This window comes from Pseudomonas sp. CAN1, assembly GCF_030462585.1.
GTDB lineage: Bacteria > Pseudomonadota > Gammaproteobacteria > Pseudomonadales > Pseudomonadaceae > Pseudomonas.
The window spans coordinates 101086-116760 of the sequence record NZ_JASMRU010000017.1 but is presented as its reverse complement, the minus strand read 5'-3'; the positions used below and the strand labels follow the sequence as shown (position 1 = coordinate 116760).

The following is a 15675-nucleotide window of genomic DNA, read 5'->3' as shown; positions in this document are numbered from 1 at the left end:
CACCGGGCAGTCTTCCGGCGGGCTGGGCCGGAACACTCAAGCTAGACCGCCCGACGGGGTCTTGCCATCTGTTCTTGACCGGTTGATCCGGAGGCTGGTTCAGAACAAATGGCGTTTGTCGTGGGATATTTCCGGCGAATCTGCATGAAACCTTCGCGGGCAGCCTCTATAGTGCGCGGCCGAGGAGACACCCCGATGAATACCCTGTTACTGCACTGCCGCCCGGGCTTCGAGAATGAGGTCTGCGCGGAATTGTCCGAGCACGCCGCGCGCCTGGACGTTCCCGGCTACGCCCGGGCCAAGCCGGCTACCGCCTATGCCGAGTTCATCTGTATGGACGCCGACGGCGCCGATCGCCTGATGCGCCAGCTGCGCTTCTCCGAGCTGATCTTCCCGCGCCAGTGGGCCCGTGGTAACGGCTTCACTGCACTGCCGGAAACGGATCGCATCGGTGCGATCCTCGAAGCCCTGGCCGACTTCCCCCCGTGCGGCAGCCTCTGGCTGGAAGTGTTCGACACCAACGACGGCAAGGAGCTCTCGACCTTCTGCCGCAAGTTCGAGAAGCCCCTGCGCGCCGCTCTGGTGAAGGCCGGCAAGCTGGTGGAAGACCCCAGCCTGCCGCGCCTGCTGCTGACTTTCCGCTCCGGCCGCGAGGCCTTCATCGGCCTGGCCGAGTCGCGCAACTGCGCCATGTGGCCCATGGGCATCCCGCGCCTGAAGTTCCCCCGCGAGGCGCCGAGCCGCTCGACGCTGAAGCTGGAAGAGGCCTGGCACCACTTCATCCCGCGTGCCGACTGGGATCGCCGCCTGGCGCCGGACATGCTCGCCGTGGACCTGGGCGCCTCCCCCGGCGGCTGGACCTGGCAACTGGTGAACCGCGAGATGCGCGTCGTTGCCGTGGATAACGGACCGATGGCGGAAGACCTGATGTACTCCGGGCTGGTCGAGCACCAGCGCGTCGATGGCTACGCCTACCGTCCGCGCCAGCGCATGGACTGGATGGTCTGCGACATCGTCGAGAAGCCCGCGCGCACCGGCGCCATGATCGAAACCTGGATCGGCGAGGGGCTGTGCCGCGAGGCCATCGTCAACCTCAAGCTGCCGATGAAGCAGCGCTATGCCGAGGTGCGGCGCATTCTCGATCGCCTGGAAGAAGCCTTCCGCGAGCGCGGGCTGAAGGTGCAGATCGGCTGCAAGCAGCTCTACCACGACCGCGAGGAAGTGACCTGCCACCTGCGCCGCCTGGAGAAAGGCGAGCGCTAGCGACTCGGAACACTCCGGCAACGCCACCCGACCTTTGGTGGCTTGTCGCGCCGCCCGGCATTGCCCATGCTAGGCGGCGCGAATTCATCCGGAGCCGTTCGTGAAGCGAAAGTTGCCCTCCCTCCTGGGCAGTTACAGCCGCATGCTGCTGCCGCGCCGTGGTCTCGGCCAGGGCGAGCGCGTGCCCTACCTGGCGATGGACAGCCGCACCCTGAAGTTCGACCTGCGCCATCTGCGCGCCTATCGCCAGCACTTCGGCCTCGACCCGGCGCTGGGCGTGCCGCTGCTCTATCCGCAGGTGATCAGCCTGCCGCTGCACCTGCGCCTGCTCAGCCGCTCGCGCATGCCGCTGTCGGTGGTCGGGCTGATTCATCTGCGCAGTCACATCCAGCGCTACCGCATGCTCGACGAGCACGAGCCGCTGCAGTTCGACTGCCGCATCCTCACCAGCCGGCGCAACGCGCTGGGCCTGGAGGTGGATGTGCTCACCGAGGCCTGGCACCACGACATGCTCTACTGGCAGTCGATCACCACCTACCTGCGCAGGGGCGACTTCCTCGATGGCGAGAACGAGCCCGATCCGCTGCCCGAGCGCGCCCAGTGGCATACCCTGGATGCGCCGCAGCACTCTGGCGTGCAGTGGCGCGTGCCGAAGATCGTCGGCTGGCGCTACGCCGGGCTCAGCGGCGACTTCAACCCGCTGCACCTGTCGCGGCTGATGGCTTCGCACTACGGTTTCGGCAAACCCTTCGCCCACGGCATGTGGGGCCTGGCGCGCAGCCTGACCGGCCGCCGCCTGGCCGAGAACGTGCGCCTGGACGCCCACTTCAAGGCACCGCTGCCGCTGGGTAGCCAGGTGAAGCAGAGCTACCGGCGCCTGGGCCAGAAGGAACAGTGGGCGCTGCTACCGGCCGAGGGCGATGGCCAGCCGATGCTGCTGGCGCAGCTGGACGAGGCGCCGGACGGGCCGTTGCGCTGACGGCCCGGCGGCAGGGGCATTGCTCTTGTAGGAGCGGAGCTTCTCCGCGATCCGGCCGCCAGGCCGGTGTGTGGCTACCAGAACTGTCCCGGCTGTGTCGGGATTTCGCGGAGAAGCTCCGCTCCTACGAAGAGCGTATGGGCGCGCTTTAAGTAGGAGCGAGGGGGACGCCTAGTTCTTGCTCGCGAACCGCACGGCAGTGGGTTTCAGGGGCGTGCGGCGACGCGAGGTTGCAGCGGCACCAGGCTGGGTAACTGCACATCGCCCTGCAACTCCACGGGCGATATCCGCCAGGAACTGTTGAACAGGTACTGGTCGCTGAACCCGCTCACCAGCAGCCCGATTTCATCCCCCGGCGCGAGGCTGGCGCTGACGGCGTTCAGCCGCGTGCTGCCCTGATTCGCCAACGGTTTCACCTGTTCGTCCAGACGTCGGGTATGGCCATCGGCGCTGCGGATCGCCACGGCGGCGAATAGCTGCGCGTCCGGGCGCTCGCTCAGTGGATGAGCCAGGCGCACTTCGGCAGGCCCAGCAGGGCGCTGTGCTCGCTGACGCGCTGCAGCGGAATGAACCGCGAAGGTTGCAGCAGGCCGCTCACTGCCGGGCGGATTGCCGTGTCCGGCAGCACCACAGTCGGGCCAGGCGCCGGCAGGTCATCCAGCGCCACGCCCTGGTCGAGGTCAAGGCTGATGCACAGGTCCGGCACGCCGTCGGCGGCGCCGGGGCGCTTGCGCAGCTTCTCCTCGTACCAGGCGACGATGCCGGTGTAGAGGTTGATCGCCCGCGAGCCGCAGTGGATCACCGGCTCGTTGTTGAACGGCGGCAGCCCGCTCCAGGCCTGCAGCGGCGGCGGCAGGATGTGCCCGCCCTGCATGCCCAGCAGGCGCACGTCGGCCGGGCCCTGTTTCAGGCACTGGCGGATCTGCAGGCCCTGATCCAGCGGGAACAGGGTGTCGCGCAGGCCCTGGATCAGCAGCGCGTCGGCATGGGGCAGGCGGCCGGCCGCGCAATAGCTGGCGAGGCTGTTGGCGTGCAGTTCGGCCTGTACCGGCGCGGCCATGCGTCCGCCGGTGGTGTGCAGGTAATCGGCCTGGACGAACTTGCCCAGGTCGTAGCCGGTCGCCAGCCCCAGGCTCACCAGTACGCCGCCCCAGCCGATCTTCAGCTGGCCGTCCGGTGCCAGGGCGTCGGCCAGGTCGTACCAGGTGGCGATGGGGACGATGGCGTCTATGCGCGGGTCCTCCGCGGACGCCAGCAGTTGCACGGCGCCGCCGTAGCTTTCGCCGAGCATGCCGACGCGCGGGTCGTTCGGGCCGTCCATGGTCAGCCGAGCCAGGTGGGTGGCGGCCCAGTCGATCACCGCGCTGGCGTCCTGCACCTCGAACTGCGGGTTCATCATCTCGATACGCCCGTCGCTGCCGCCCCAGCCACGCTGGTCGTAGCTGACCACCCAGAAGCCGGCCTTCCAGGCGCGCAGGGCGGCGCGGCCGGACATCATGTTCTTGCCGTAGTAGCCGTCCGGCCCGGTCACCCGCCAGCCGCCCCAGCCGTGGGTGTGGACGATCAGCGGGGCGCTTTCGCCGGCCTTCAGTGCCGGCTGAAACACGGTGGCGGAGAGCCTGGTGCCGTCGCGGGCAGTGATCACGGCCTCGAACCAGGTGGCCGGCAGATCCTGGCCTGCGCTGGCGTTGAAGTCGGGGACCTGGTCGCGGGCGGCGCAGCCGGCGAGCAGCACGAGGCACAGGCAGAGGAGGGCGCGCATCGGGGCTCCAGTCGAGAGGCGGCTGTCCGGGCGGACAGCGCGGGCGAATGCGCCAGCATGCCCGGCACCCGCAGCGCTCACCCCCAACCAAGGTTCGGTGACCCGGACGGACGCAGGGTGACCGCGCGGTGCGCTTTGCGCGAGAATACGCCATTGGTTTTTCTGGAGTGACGTGATGTCCCAGCCTGTCGATGCGATTCTCGACGCCACCGGCCTGAACTGCCCCGAGCCGGTCATGATGCTGCACAACAAGGTGCGCGACCTGCCGGCCGGCGGCCTGCTCAAGGTCATCGCCACCGACCCTTCCACTCGCCGCGACATCCCCAAGTTCTGCGTCTTTCTCGGCCACGAGCTGGTGGAACAGCAGGAAGAGGCGGGGACCTACCTTTACTGGATTCGCAAGAAGGCGGAGTGATAACCCTGCCGATTTCGGGTGGCGCGTAGGAGCGGACTCTGTCCGCGATGTCTTGTCGCCGCTCCTTTCTTGCCGGGAGCAGCCGGTGGGCGATCGCGGACGGAGTCCGCTCCTACCGAGCGGGATATTCCTCTGCGACGCGGCCTCTCAACTGGACTCGCAAGAAGACGGAGTGATCCGCCCGCCGGTGTTGAATGGTGCGTAGGAGCGGACTCTGTCCGCGATGTCTTGTCGCTGCTCCATTCTTGCCGGGAGTAGCCGGTGCGCGATCGCGGACGGAGTCCGCTCCTACCGAGCGGGATAATTCTCTGCGATGCGGAAGGGAGAAATTGCATTTCGTAGGAGCGAGCTTGCTCGCGAACCGCCCAGCGCCGGAGCAGCCGGGAGCTCTGTTCGCGAGCAATAACGATGGCGTCCCCCTCGCTCCTACAAGGTCGCTTCTCAGCTGCCGACCGGTCGCGCGGCGATGCGCTGGGCGATCATCCGGCCGATCAGCGCGACGAAGGTCAGGGCGATCAGCACCACGGAGATGGCGGCCACGGCCGGGTCGATGTTGTCACGCAGGCCGGACCAGATCTGCCGCGGCAACGTGTTCACCTCGGTACTGGTGACGAACAGGGTCACCGCGATCTCCTCCCAGCTCAGCGCGAAGCAAAGCAGCGCCGTGCTCGCCACGCCCAGCTTGAGGTTCGGCAGCACCACCATGAAGGTGGTCTGGCCCAGGCTCGCGCCGAGGTTGCGCGCGGCCAGTTCGATGCGCCGGTCCAGTTGGCTCAGCGCCACCAGCATGGTCACCACGCCGTAGGGCACGACCATCACGATGTGCGCGATGGTCAGGCCGACCAGGGTGTCGTAGCCGATGCCCGGGGCGAACTGGCTGACCTTGGTTTCCATGAAGTACAGGACCATCGCCGAAATCATCGGCGGGATCGCCATGGGCAGCAGCACCAGGCCGATCAGCAGGGTCGCCAGGCGTGAGCGCAGGTACCAGATACCGAGGCTGAAGCTCACCGCCAGCGCGGTGGCGATGATGCAGGTGGCGGTGGCCACGATCAGGCTCTGGCCGATTGCCGAGAGCCATTCGGGGCTGTCCAGCAGCGCCTGGTAATGGCGCAGCGACCAGTTGCCGTTGGGCATCGACAGGAAGCGCTTGCTGGTGAAGGACACCGGGATCACCGCCAGCAGCGGGAAGACCATGAAGATCATCGCCATGGTCGCCAGCAGGCGGCTAGGGGCTTTGGTTTCGTGTGCGTTCATCGTTGAGTCCTCAGCCGACCAGCTTGTCGACGCGGGTCATGCGCAGCAGCGCCCAGATCATCCCGCTGACCAGCGCCAGCAGCACCACCGAGAGCGCGGCGCCCAGGCCCCAGTTGCTGGTCTGGAACATCTGCAGGTAGACGTACTCGGCCACCATCACGGTCTGCCCGCCGCCGAGGATCGCCGGAGTGATGAAGAAGCCCAGGCAGAACACGAAGACGATGATGAAGGCGCCGAGGATGCCGGGGATGGTCTGCGGCACGAAGATGCTCCAGAAGGTGCGCATCTGCCCGGCGCCCAGGCCGCGTGCGGCCAGCAGCACGCGCGGGTCGAGGCGGCGCATGGTCGACACCAGCGGGAACAGCGCGAAGGGCACCATGAAGTGCACCATGCCGATCACCACGCCCGTCTCGTTGCGGGTGAGCTGCAAGGGCTCGCTGGTGATCCCCAGGTATTGCAGCCACTCGTTGAGCAGGCCGTTGCTGCGCAGGGCGATCAGCCAGCCGAACGCGCGCACCAGCACTGATAGCCAGAACGGGATGAACACGCAGATTTCCACCACCCGCTGCCAGCGCGGCGGGCTGTAGACCCAGCAGTAGGCCATCAGGTAGGCGATCAGCAGGGAAACCACGCTGACCGTGGTGCACAGGCGGAAGGTCCGCCAGAGCACGTCGTGGATCGCCGGGTCCGTCATGATCCGCTGGTACTGCTCGATCCCCGGCTCCGGCAGGGTCACGCTCCAGCCGAGCACGCCGAGGAAGGGCAGTACGTAGAACACGATCAGAACCACCGGCAGCGGCAGCAGCAGGGCGCCCAGCTTGAGCCGCGAGGGGGCGTTATCGGCCATGACCTGCGCTCCGCGTCACTTGGAAATGTGGGTCAGGTACTGCTCCAGGGTCGCCGCGTAGTGGTCGGTGTACCACTCGTGGCTGAGCATCACCTGCTTGGGCAGGTTGGCCGGGTCGGTGCAGTTCAGGTGCTTGCGGTCGTCCGGGATCAGCGCGGCGGCGGCGGGGTTGGCCGGGCCGTTGCCGAACATCTTGAACAGCTCCACCTGGGACTGCGGGTCCTGGGCGTAGGCGATGAACTTCATGGCCGCTTCGGTGCCGGCCGGGTTGCCCTTGAGCACGCCCCAGTTGCTGCAGCCCAGCAGGGCGTTGTCGAAGGTCCACTTGATGCGGTCTTCGCTGTCTTCGGTGATCACCTGGGCGCGGGTGTTCCAGATCGCGCCCATGGACACTTCGCCCTCGATCAGCAGCTGCTGGGTCTCTGCGCCCGAGCCCCAGAAGGCCAGCACGTGGGGCTTGAGCTCGTCGATCTTCTTCATCGCGCGCGGCACGTCCAGCGGGTAGAGCTTGTCCGGCGCCACACCGTCGGCCAGCAGCGCCGCCTCCAGCATGCCGTTCATCCACTTGTAGAGGGTGCGCTTGCCGGGGAAGGTCTTCACGTCCCAGAAGTCGGCCCAGGTCTTCGGCGCCTTGTCGCCGAAACGCTCGCTGTCGTAGGCGATCACGTAGCTGAGCATGTAGTCGGCGATGCCGTATTCGTAGGCGAAGCCGGGCAGCACCTTGTCCTTGGACACGACGTTGTAGTCGATGGGCTGCACCAGGCCTTCCTTGCCCAGGTTCTGCAGGATCGAGCTTTCCGCGTCGACCACGTCCCAGCTCACCCGGCCGCTGGACAGCTGGGTACGGATGGCGCCCTCGGTGGGGCCGCTGCCGTCGATCTTCACCGGGATCCCGGTGGCCTTGGAGAAGCCCTCGGTCCAGGCCTTGCCGAACGCCTTGATGGCGTCGCCGCCCCAGTTCACCACCACCAGTGGCTTGTCGCCGGCGGCGAAGCTCACGCCGTTACGCAGGGCCAGCGGCAGGGCGGCCATCAGGCCCATGCCCTTGAGGAAGGTGCGGCGGTCGATCTGCCCGCGGCGGGTCTTTTCGATGAGGACTTCGATGCAGTCTTGCTGGTGCGGATTGAACTCTTTCGGATTGAACATGGAGGCAGCTCCCGATCAGGTGGGAAAGCAAATAGGGGACGAACGCGTTCGGCGACTCAGGCGATCAGCAGGCTTTTCTCGATGGGCCAGCTCAGCCAGACCTTGGCGCCCTGTTCCAGGCGCGAGGCCTGGTGGTCAGCGTGCACGGCCAGGCTCATCGGTTGCTTGCCCTCGCTGCCGGCACCCAGGCACAGCTCGGTGCTGGCGCCCTGGTAGGTCTTGGCGGTGAGTACCGCCTGCACCACGTTGTGGCCGCTGACCTGCGGCGGTGCGCTGTGCAGCTGCATGTGTTCCGGGCGCACCGCCAGCAGCGGCGCCTCGGCCTGCATGGCGTTGGAGTAGCTGGCGCGCAGCTCGGCCTCGCCGAAGCGCCCGCAGGCCAGTTCGCCGGCGCGGCCCACCTGGCTCAGCGGGAACAGGTTCATCTTGCCGAGGAATTCGGCGACGAAGCGGTTGCTGGGCTGGTTGTAGATGGTCTGCGGGTCGTCGACCTGGGCCAGTTGGCCGCGGTTGAAGATGGCGATGCGGGTGGACAGGGCGAGGGCTTCGTTCTGGTCGTGGGTGACGAAGACGAAGGTGGTGCCGACCTGGCGATGGATACGCTGCAGTTCGGCCTGCAGCTGCTCGCGCAGGTTCTTGTCCAGCGCCGAGAGGGGTTCGTCGAGCAGCAGCATGTCCGGCTCGAACACCAGCGCGCGGGCGATGGCCACGCGTTGCTGCTGGCCGCCGGAAAGCTCGCCGGGGCGCTTGCCCAGGTGCTCGCCGAGGCCGACCACGTCGAGCATGTGGCGTACGCGGCGGTTGCGTTCCTCGGCCTTCACCCCACGGATCTTCAGCGGGAAGGCGACGTTGTCCTCGATGCTCATGTGCGGGAACAGGGCGTAGCCCTGGAACACCATGCCGAAGTTGCGCTTCTCGGCGGGGCGTCGGGTGATGTCGGCGCCGCCCTCTTCGAGCTTGCCGCGGGACGGGTCCTGGAAGCCGGCGAGGATCATCAGGAAGGTGGTCTTGCCGGAGCCCGAAGGCCCGAGGAGGGTGAGGAACTCGCCCTGCTGGATGTCGATGGACACGTTGTCCAGCGCGTTGAAACTGCCGTAGCTCTTGCCGATGCCGATGGCACGTAGTTGGGGCTGTCGCTCCACTGCACTTACCTCGATTTCTTGTTCTTGTTCGAGCGGCCGCCGGGTGAGGATCGGGGTAAAAATCAGCGGCCTTTTTTTAATGCAGTATTGTCAAATCTCTCTCCGCTTCAATCGCGTTTTTTCGCCCTCATTGTTCGAAATCATTCACCAATGACGGCGCTGCGGCCGCTGTGGCGGAACTGCTCGGACATCCGCAGTTCGGCCTTCATCCAGGCCTTGAAGGCCCGTACGTCGGGGCGTTCGGACTTGGCCGGGTCGGTAACGAAGTAGTAGCGGTTGGGTGGCTCGATGGCGACGTTGAACAGCCGCACCAGTTGCCCCTTGGCCATGGCATCGCCGCTGACCAGCGCATCGCCCATGGCCACGCCCTGGCCGGCGATGGCCGCCGACTGCACCAGGTGGGCGTCGGAGAAGACGATGCCGTTGCGTACGTTGAGGTTCTTCACCCCGGCGGCGGCCGTCCACAGCAGCCAGTCGGAGTGGTCGACCATGTGCAGGAAGGGCAGGCTGGCGAGGTCTTCCGGCGAATCGAGGCCGCCCACCGAGTTGATCAGCGACGGGCTGCATACCGGGAAGGTGTCCAGGGTGGCGATCAGGTCCACATGCAGGTCGGTCCAGTCACCCACGCCGTAGGCAATGAACAGGTCGACGTCGCGGTCGCTGACGTCGTCGGGCACTCGTGGCGAGACGAGGTTCAGTTCCACCTGCGGGTGGGCGCGCTGGAACTTGCCGATCTGGTGGCACAGCCAGTAGGTGGCGAAGCCCGGCGTGCAGCTCACGCACAGGCGCCCGGAGACTTCCTCGGCATTGGCGAAGCGCCGCGCCTCGTTGAGGATCGCCAGGGCGCGCTGGGTCTCGCGGGCGAAGCATTCGCCGTGGTAGGTCAGCGCGATGCCGCGGCCGACCCGCTCGGTGAGCGGGATGCCCAGGCAGTCTTCGAGGCTGTGCAGCTGGTGGCTGACGGCGCTGCGGGTCAGGCTCAGCTCGCTGGCGGCGCCGGACAGGCTGCCCAGGCGGGCGACGGCGTCCAGCACGCGCAGGGCGGTCATCGAGGGGAAACGCATGGCTCACTCCATTTTCGAAGTGGAGCCTTTATCCCTGAGCGGGGCGGTGGTGTCGAGTGGCTGCGGGTACGGGCGGAGGATGGGCGTTCCCCTWGATCGCCGAAGTCCCCTGTAGGAGCGGGCCATGCCCGCGATCCGTCGGCAGGGCCGACGTTTGACCTTTGCTCCGTGCTGCGTCAGCTCGCGTATTTCCGCGTCGCTTCGGTGGGCGCCTGGACTTCCTGTTTCGCCCCCTCGGGCGACCTCCTTTGGCAAACGACCCAAAGGAGGCAAAGGTCTTGCCCCGGACATCCGGTTTTTCGCTTAGGCGAAAAATTCCCTCGTTGAAGCGCAGTTTCAGGGGCACGCTGCGAAGGGCCGTCCCTGGCCCATCGCAGCTCTCGCGACATCCATGTCGCTCAACCCCTGAAACTCCGCTTCAACGAGGCCTCCTGAACGGGGCAGTCGGAGTGCTCGGATGTTTCCGTGGAAGTCTTTAGAGCTAGAAACGAGACAAGAGCGGCGAGGCGTGGCTTTGCGTAGGAGCGGACCTTGTCCGCGAAATCCCCCGCGGCGTACTCCGTAGCCACGCTATAGCACCGTCTGTAGGAGCGAACTTGCTCGCGAACCGCCCATCGCCAGAGTTGTCGTGTAGGAGCGGGCCATGCCCGCGATGGCGCCCATGGGGCGCTCCTACAGGCTGGTGCCGGAGTTTCCAGCCAGGTTGAAAACCGTCTTGAACGCCGGCCCTGCCGGCGGATCGCGGGCATGGCCCGCTCCTACAGGGGAGCGCTGGTTATCAGCGCAGCTTCTCCATCATCTGGTAGTACCACATGCCCGCCGCCAGCATCGGGTTGCCGAACACGTCGCCCATGGGCACGCGGATGTGCTTGCACTGGGCGAAGGTGTCGAACTTCTCCAGGTCGCCGCTCATCGCCGTGGCCATGATCTCGCCCATGATGTGGGTGGTCGCCACGCCGTGGCCGGAGTAGCCCTGGCAGTACCAGACGTTCTCCGACAGCTTGCCCAGCTGCGGGATGCGGTTCATCACGATACCCATGGCGCAGCTCCACTGGAACTCGATGTCCACGCCCTTGAGCGCCGGGAAGGTGCGCTCGATGCACGGGCGCAGCTCGCCGGCGATGTCGCGCGAATCGCGGCCCGAATAGTTGGCGCCGCCGCCGAACAGCAGGCGGCCGTCGCCGGTCATGCGGTAGTAGTCGAGCACGAAGCGACAATCGTAGACCGCCAGGTCCTGCGGGTTGATGCGCTTGGCCAGTTCGCCCAGCGGCTTGGTGGTGACGATGCCGCCCATGGCCGGGAAGATCATGCCCTTGAGCTGCTTGCGCTCCAGCTTGTGGTAGACGTCGCCGGCCAGCATCACCTGGGCTGCGTTGATCCGCCCACCCGAAGTGACCACTGCCGGACGCGGGCCGTGGATGATGTCGAGCACCTCGGAGTGCTCGAAGATCAGCGCGCCCAGGCTGGCGGCGGCCTTGGCTTCGCCGATGCACAGGTTGAGCGGGTGCAGGTGCATGTTGCGGGTGTTCTTGATGGCGCCGCAGTAGAGGTCGCTCTCCAGGTGCGCGCGCACGCCGGCGCCGTCCAGCAGGCTGATCTCATCGCCCATGCCACGGCGCTTGGCGTCGTCGAAGGTGGCCTTCAGCTCGTCCATGTGCGACTGCTTCATCGCCGCGTGCAGGTGGCCGAATTTCAGGTCGCACGGGATGCCGTACTTCTCCACGCGGCTCTTGATGATCTCGTGGCCGCGCCAGCGCAGGTGCCAGATGAAGTCGTCGACATCGTCGCCCAGCCACTGGCGCATCTGCTTCTCCATGGCGGAGTCGCCGGAGAGGCTGCCGGTAACCTGCCCGCCGTTGCGCCCGCTGGCGCCCCAGCCGACCTTGTTGGTCTCGACGATGGCGACCTTGTAGCCGCGCTCGGCCAGCTCCACGGCGGTGGCGACGCCGGTGAAGCCGCCGCCGATGATGGCGATGTCGACGTTCACCTCGCCTTGCAGCGTGGGGTAGCTGGTCTCTTCGTTGAGGCTCGCGGAGTAGTAGGACTTCGCGCGCTCGGGGGCGGGAGTGGCGGGGTTAACAGCGGCGTTCATTACGGTGTTCCTTCCTTGTTCGTTCGTTTCGCCTGCTTCCCTCACCCTCTCCCAGAGGGAGAGGAGGCTGATCGGAGCAAGCCTTGATGTCTGGTTGTCGCCGGGTGCCTCAGTGAGCGAAAAGCTCATCTCGGCACATTCGGCTCCCTCTCCCTCTGGGAGAGGGCTGGGGTGAGGGGCTCGTGAGTCCACGACTCAACAGAGCGCCCTCACGCCTGCGTCAGATACCAGCGCCAGTCCTGCTCGCCGACCTCGCCCATGAACTGGCGGTACTCGGCCTGCTTGACCTTCAGGTAGACGCCGAGGAATTCGTGGCCCAGGGCATCGCGCGCCCAGCTGGAACGTTCCAGCGCGCGCAGCGAAGTAAGCCAGTCGGTGGGCAGCAGTTCCTTGGCCTGGGCATAGCCGTTGCCTTCCACCGGTGCGCCCGGGTCGATCTCCTCGCGGATACCGCGATGGATGCCGGCGAGGATGGCCGCGGCGGCGAGATAGGGGTTGGCGTCGGCGCCGCAGATACGGTGCTCCACGTGGCGGGTATTGGCCGGACCTCCGGGTACGCGCAGGCTCACGGTGCGGTTGTCGCAGCCCCAGGTCGGCGCCAGCGGTGCGTAGCTGTTGGCCTGGAAACGGCGGTAGGAGTTGGCGTTGGGGCAGAACAGCAGCAGCGAGTCGAGCAGGCTTTTCAGCATGCCACCCACGGACTGGCGCAGCAGCGGGGTGCCCGCCGGGTCTTCACTGGCGAACAGATTGTTGCCTTCGGCATCGGCCAGCGACACGTGCATGTGCATGCCGGTGCCGGCCAGGTCGTCGAACGGCTTGGCCATGAAGCACGCCTGCATGCCGTGCTTGTGCGCCACGCCTTTGACCAGGCGCTTGTAGCGCACGGCCTGGTCCATGGCGACCAGCGCGTCGCCGTGCTCCAGGGTGATTTCCACCTGGCCCGGCGCGTATTCGGAGATGGCCGTGCGCGCCGGAATGCCCTGGGCCTTGCACGCGGCATAAAGGTCGGCGAGGAAGGGCTCGATCTGCTCCAGTTCGCGCAGGCCGTACACCTGGGTAGCACGCGGACGGCCGCCGTCGGAGTCCAGCGCCGGTTGCGGGCGGCCGTTGGCGTCGCGCTTGGCGTCCAGCAGGTAGAACTCCAGCTCGCAGGCCATCACCGGATGGAAGCCATCGGCCTTGAGCCCGTCGATCACCCGGATCAGCACGTGGCGCGGGTCGGCGATATCCGCCGGCTTGCCCTCTTCAGGGTGCATGCTGACCTGCACTGCCGCCGTGGGAATCTGCCGCCAGGGCAGGCGTACCAGGCTGCCGGGCAGCGGATAGGCGCGGCAGTCGATATCGCCGACGTCCCAGACAAGCCCGGAATCCTCCACATCCTCGCCGTGCACGGTGAGGCCGAGGATGGTGCTGGGCAGCGGCCGGCCGGACTGGTACACGGCGAGCAGCTCCTCGCGGTGCAGCAGCTTGCCGCGTGGCACGCCGTTGGCGTCGAGGATGAACAGCTCGACCATCTCGATATCGGAGTTCTGGGCCAGGAAATCCTGGGCTTCTTGCACGGAGGCGAAATTCATGGGGCTCTCGTTAGCATCCACGCGGATGCGCTGACGACCTGCAGGCCAGGGCCGCGCCGAAGGGCACGGGATTGAAGGCAGGCAAGCGATGCAACGGGCTACGTCTTGTTCGAGAGTGGCGTATGCCACTCCTGAGCGTAGTTCCGTCGAAGGAATCCGGGCGATGGCGCCCGATCAGCGAGAGATGGAGTCCGGCGGGCGCGCGTGGCGGCAATGCCAGAGCGCCCAGAAGGCCAGTTCCAGAGGCAGGGTCAGCGGTTGCAGTTCGAGCCAGCGGGCATGTTTGCGCGGCAGGCGGACGACGCTGCCGGCCTTGCGGGCGGCGACGGGTTCCAGCGGTGCGGGCGAAACGAGCAGGTGCATGTCGAAGGTTTTGGCTGACGATTACCGCAGACTCGCACGGCGTATGGGTTTGTTAAATGTGATTTTCACGACGTTTGGTTTTGCCAATTCGAAACTGAATGCCCGCTGACGATCATCGCGAAGGCCGTCCCAGAGCCTTTTCGTTCTGGTTCGCGCACCTCGTCGAAGCGCCCGGAGCGCCTGCCGTGTCTGCCCTAGACTGGTGCAATCAGCGTCCGTCACGGGCCCGTCCATGTGCCGCATCGTCTTCGCCCCGTCGATCCAGCGTCACGTTCCCATCGAGGAGCGGGAATTGCCTGCCGTGACCCTCGCCGGCGCGCTGGAAGCGGTATTCGTCGAAGCGCCGAAACTGCGCGGCTACCTGCTCGACGACCAGGGTGGGCTGCGCCGGCACCTGACGATCTTCATCGACGGCCTGCGCCTGCGTGACCGGGCGCGCCTCAGCGATGCGCTGGCGGCGGACAGCGAGGTCTACGTGGTCCAGGCCCTGAGCGGCGGATGAGCAGCAAGCGGTATTTCAGGAGAGCAGGATGGATGATCGATTGCTGGTGGCGACCCGCAAGGGGCTTTTCACCTTTCAGCGTGGCGCGGACGGCTGGCAGGAAACCCGCCGTGATTTCATCGGTGAACCGCTGAGCACGGTGCTTGCCGACCCGCGCGACGAGACCCTCTACGCCGCCCTCAACCTCGGCCACTTCGGCTGCAAGTTGTGGCGCCAGCGCAGCGGTGAAGACTGGCAGGAGATCGCCGTGCCGACCTACCCGCCGCAGCCTGACCCGCTGCCCGCGCCCCAGGAGGGGGAAGCCCCGTCGGCGCCCTGGGTCCTGCAGCAGATCTGGTGCCTGGAGACCGGTGGCGCTGCCGAGCCCGGCGTACTCTGGGCCGGGACCATCCCCGGCGGCCTGTTCCGCAGCGAGGATGGCGGCGATAGCTGGGAGCTCAATCGCCCGCTCTGGGACCGCCCCGAGCGCTCGCGCTGGATGGGCGGTGGCTACGACTGGCCGGGCATCCACTCGGTCAGCGTCGACCCGCGCGACAGCCAGCACCTGACCGTCGCCGTGTCCTGCGGCGGCGTGTGGCAGAGCGACGATGGCGGGGCCAACTGGCGCGTTACCACCAGCGGCATGTACGCCGACTACATGCCGCCGGAGCTGCGTGAGGAGGGCGCCATCCAGGACCCGCACCGCCTGGTGCAGTGCCCCGCGCAGCCGCAGCGCCTGTGGGTGCAGCACCACAATGGCATCTTCACCTCCACCGACGGCGGCGCGCGCTGGAGCGATGTGCAGGTCGAGCCGTCGAGCTTCGGTTTCGCCGTCGCTGTCCACCCGACCCGGCCGGACACCGCCTGGTTCGTCCCCGCCGTGAAGGACATCTGCCGGATTCCGGTGGACGCCCGTTTCGTTGTCACCCGCACCCGCGACGGTGGCGCCAGTTTCGAGGTGCTCGACAGCGGCTTGCCCCAGGGCGCGGCTTTCGACCTGGTGTATCGCCACGGCCTGGCGGTGGACGACGATGGCGCCTGCCTGGCGATGGGCTCCACCACCGGTGGGCTATGGCTGTCGGAGAACGGCGGTGACCATTGGCAGTGCCTGTCGATGAACCTGCCGCCGATCTACTGCGTGCGCTTCGGCTGAGCCTTGCGCCGGGCCTGCTCGCGCACCTCGCGCGGCTTCATGCGGCGGTCGAAGTAGTTGATCGCGGTGCCGAACACGACGATGGCGATCAGGATGCTCAGGCCGATGTGGGTGGCTTCCATGGGGTTCTCCTTGAG

The 15675-nt window shown here is 66.9% G+C and carries 16 protein-coding genes; 5 read left to right on the top strand and 11 right to left on the bottom strand.

What is annotated here, in order from left to right; all coding sequences use genetic code 11:
• Window positions 1-195 precede the first annotated feature (195 nt).
• Together rlmM and QO207_RS20840 are read left to right on the top strand one after the other, a co-directional pair.
• On the top strand, window positions 196-1263 hold the full coding sequence (rlmM, locus tag QO207_RS20845; protein WP_301534219.1) for a 23S rRNA (cytidine(2498)-2'-O)-methyltransferase RlmM: 1068 nt from the start codon (window positions 196-198) through the stop codon (window positions 1261-1263).
• Between the two features lie 100 nt (window positions 1264-1363).
• The gene (locus QO207_RS20840) at window positions 1364-2242 is read left to right on the top strand and encodes a MaoC family dehydratase (RefSeq protein ID WP_301534218.1); all 879 of its coding nucleotides are present in this window, start codon (window positions 1364-1366) and stop codon (window positions 2240-2242) included.
• A gap of 206 nt (window positions 2243-2448) precedes the next feature.
• Here the strand turns inward: QO207_RS20840 and QO207_RS20835 are convergent, their stop codons facing one another.
• A complete protein-coding gene (locus QO207_RS20835; RefSeq protein ID WP_301534217.1) occupies window positions 2449-2760 on the bottom strand; it encodes a hypothetical protein in 312 nt (103 codons plus the stop codon).
• Entirely contained in the window at window positions 2739-4004 is a 1266-nt protein-coding gene (locus tag QO207_RS20830; protein ID WP_301534216.1) for an alpha/beta hydrolase, read from the bottom strand. Before QO207_RS20830 ends, QO207_RS20835 begins: the two co-directional genes overlap by 22 nt.
• Window positions 4005-4179: 175 nt before the next feature.
• Between QO207_RS20830 and tusA the strand changes: the two genes are divergently transcribed.
• Window positions 4180-4419, top strand: coding sequence for a sulfurtransferase TusA (gene tusA / locus QO207_RS20825; RefSeq protein WP_015477744.1), 240 nt, complete (start codon window positions 4180-4182; stop codon window positions 4417-4419).
• A 441-nt stretch (window positions 4420-4860) separates the two neighbouring features.
• Here the strand turns inward: tusA and QO207_RS20820 are convergent, their stop codons facing one another.
• The 8 genes from QO207_RS20820 to QO207_RS20785 form a co-directional block, all read right to left on the bottom strand.
• Window positions 4861-5676 carry an ABC transporter permease gene (locus QO207_RS20820; RefSeq protein WP_301534215.1) on the bottom strand — a complete coding sequence of 272 codons (816 nt, stop codon included), beginning with the start codon at window positions 5674-5676 and terminating at the stop codon, window positions 4861-4863.
• A gap of 10 nt (window positions 5677-5686) precedes the next feature.
• Window positions 5687-6523, bottom strand: a complete 837-nt coding sequence (locus QO207_RS20815; RefSeq protein WP_301534214.1) for an ABC transporter permease — start codon at window positions 6521-6523, stop codon at window positions 5687-5689.
• 15 nt (window positions 6524-6538) lie between these two features.
• On the bottom strand, window positions 6539-7669 hold the full coding sequence (locus QO207_RS20810) for an ABC transporter substrate-binding protein (RefSeq protein ID WP_301534213.1): 1131 nt from the start codon (window positions 7667-7669) through the stop codon (window positions 6539-6541).
• 56 nt (window positions 7670-7725) lie between these two features.
• Window positions 7726-8811, bottom strand: coding sequence for an ABC transporter ATP-binding protein (locus tag QO207_RS20805; protein ID WP_301534212.1), 1086 nt, complete (start codon window positions 8809-8811; stop codon window positions 7726-7728).
• A gap of 140 nt (window positions 8812-8951) precedes the next feature.
• Window positions 8952-9875 carry a LysR substrate-binding domain-containing protein gene (locus QO207_RS20800; protein WP_081518536.1) on the bottom strand — a complete coding sequence of 308 codons (924 nt, stop codon included), beginning with the start codon at window positions 9873-9875 and terminating at the stop codon, window positions 8952-8954.
• 778 nt (window positions 9876-10653) lie between these two features.
• Window positions 10654-11967, bottom strand: coding sequence for an FAD-binding oxidoreductase (locus QO207_RS20795; protein ID WP_301534211.1), 1314 nt, complete (start codon window positions 11965-11967; stop codon window positions 10654-10656).
• Between the two features lie 209 nt (window positions 11968-12176).
• Window positions 12177-13541, bottom strand: coding sequence for a glutamine synthetase family protein (locus tag QO207_RS20790; RefSeq protein ID WP_301534210.1), 1365 nt, complete (start codon window positions 13539-13541; stop codon window positions 12177-12179).
• 174 nt (window positions 13542-13715) lie between these two features.
• Complete coding sequence (locus QO207_RS20785) at window positions 13716-13904, bottom strand: hypothetical protein (protein ID WP_301534209.1); 189 nt, start codon at window positions 13902-13904, stop codon at window positions 13716-13718.
• A 232-nt stretch (window positions 13905-14136) separates the two neighbouring features.
• Here QO207_RS20785 and QO207_RS20780 point away from each other — a divergent pair, with 232 nt between their 5' ends.
• Window positions 14137-14406, top strand: coding sequence for a MoaD/ThiS family protein (locus QO207_RS20780; protein ID WP_192404720.1), 270 nt, complete (start codon window positions 14137-14139; stop codon window positions 14404-14406).
• Window positions 14407-14434: 28 nt separating this feature from the next.
• A complete protein-coding gene (locus QO207_RS20775; RefSeq protein WP_301534208.1) occupies window positions 14435-15538 on the top strand; it encodes an exo-alpha-sialidase in 1104 nt (367 codons plus the stop codon).
• On the opposite strand, the gene QO207_RS20770 is transcribed toward QO207_RS20775, so the two are convergent.
• Window positions 15517-15660: a hypothetical protein gene (locus QO207_RS20770; protein ID WP_301534207.1), complete on the bottom strand. Its 144-nt coding sequence runs from the start codon at window positions 15658-15660 to the stop codon at window positions 15517-15519. The two genes, QO207_RS20775 and QO207_RS20770, sit on opposite strands and share 22 nt — an antisense overlap.
• Window positions 15661-15675 lie beyond the last annotated feature (15 nt).

Excerpts from the sequence above, each read along its gene's own strand:
- QO207_RS20830 (WP_301534216.1), bottom strand. The coding sequence starts at position 4,004 with ATGCGCGCCCTCCTCTGCCTGTGCCTCGTGCTGCTCGCCGGCTGCGCC.
- QO207_RS20790 (WP_301534210.1), bottom strand. The coding sequence starts at position 13,541 with ATGAATTTCGCCTCCGTGCAAGAAGCCCAGGATTTCCTGGCCCAGAAC.
- tusA (WP_015477744.1), top strand. The coding sequence starts at position 4,180 with ATGTCCCAGCCTGTCGATGCGATTCTCGACGCCACCGGCCTGAACTGC.
- QO207_RS20815 (WP_301534214.1), bottom strand. The coding sequence starts at position 6,523 with ATGGCCGATAACGCCCCCTCGCGGCTCAAGCTGGGCGCCCTGCTGCTG.
- QO207_RS20800 (WP_081518536.1), bottom strand. The coding sequence starts at position 9,875 with ATGCGTTTCCCCTCGATGACCGCCCTGCGCGTGCTGGACGCCGTCGCC.
- rlmM (WP_301534219.1), top strand. The coding sequence starts at position 196 with ATGAATACCCTGTTACTGCACTGCCGCCCGGGCTTCGAGAATGAGGTC.
- QO207_RS20770 (WP_301534207.1), bottom strand. The coding sequence starts at position 15,660 with ATGGAAGCCACCCACATCGGCCTGAGCATCCTGATCGCCATCGTCGTG.
- QO207_RS20795 (WP_301534211.1), bottom strand. The coding sequence starts at position 11,967 with ATGAACGCCGCTGTTAACCCCGCCACTCCCGCCCCCGAGCGCGCGAAG.
- QO207_RS20820 (WP_301534215.1), bottom strand. The coding sequence starts at position 5,676 with ATGAACGCACACGAAACCAAAGCCCCTAGCCGCCTGCTGGCGACCATG.
- QO207_RS20810 (WP_301534213.1), bottom strand. The coding sequence starts at position 7,669 with ATGTTCAATCCGAAAGAGTTCAATCCGCACCAGCAAGACTGCATCGAA.
- QO207_RS20785 (WP_301534209.1), bottom strand. The coding sequence starts at position 13,904 with ATGCACCTGCTCGTTTCGCCCGCACCGCTGGAACCCGTCGCCGCCCGC.
- QO207_RS20775 (WP_301534208.1), top strand. The coding sequence starts at position 14,435 with ATGGATGATCGATTGCTGGTGGCGACCCGCAAGGGGCTTTTCACCTTT.
- QO207_RS20780 (WP_192404720.1), top strand. The coding sequence starts at position 14,137 with ATGTGCCGCATCGTCTTCGCCCCGTCGATCCAGCGTCACGTTCCCATC.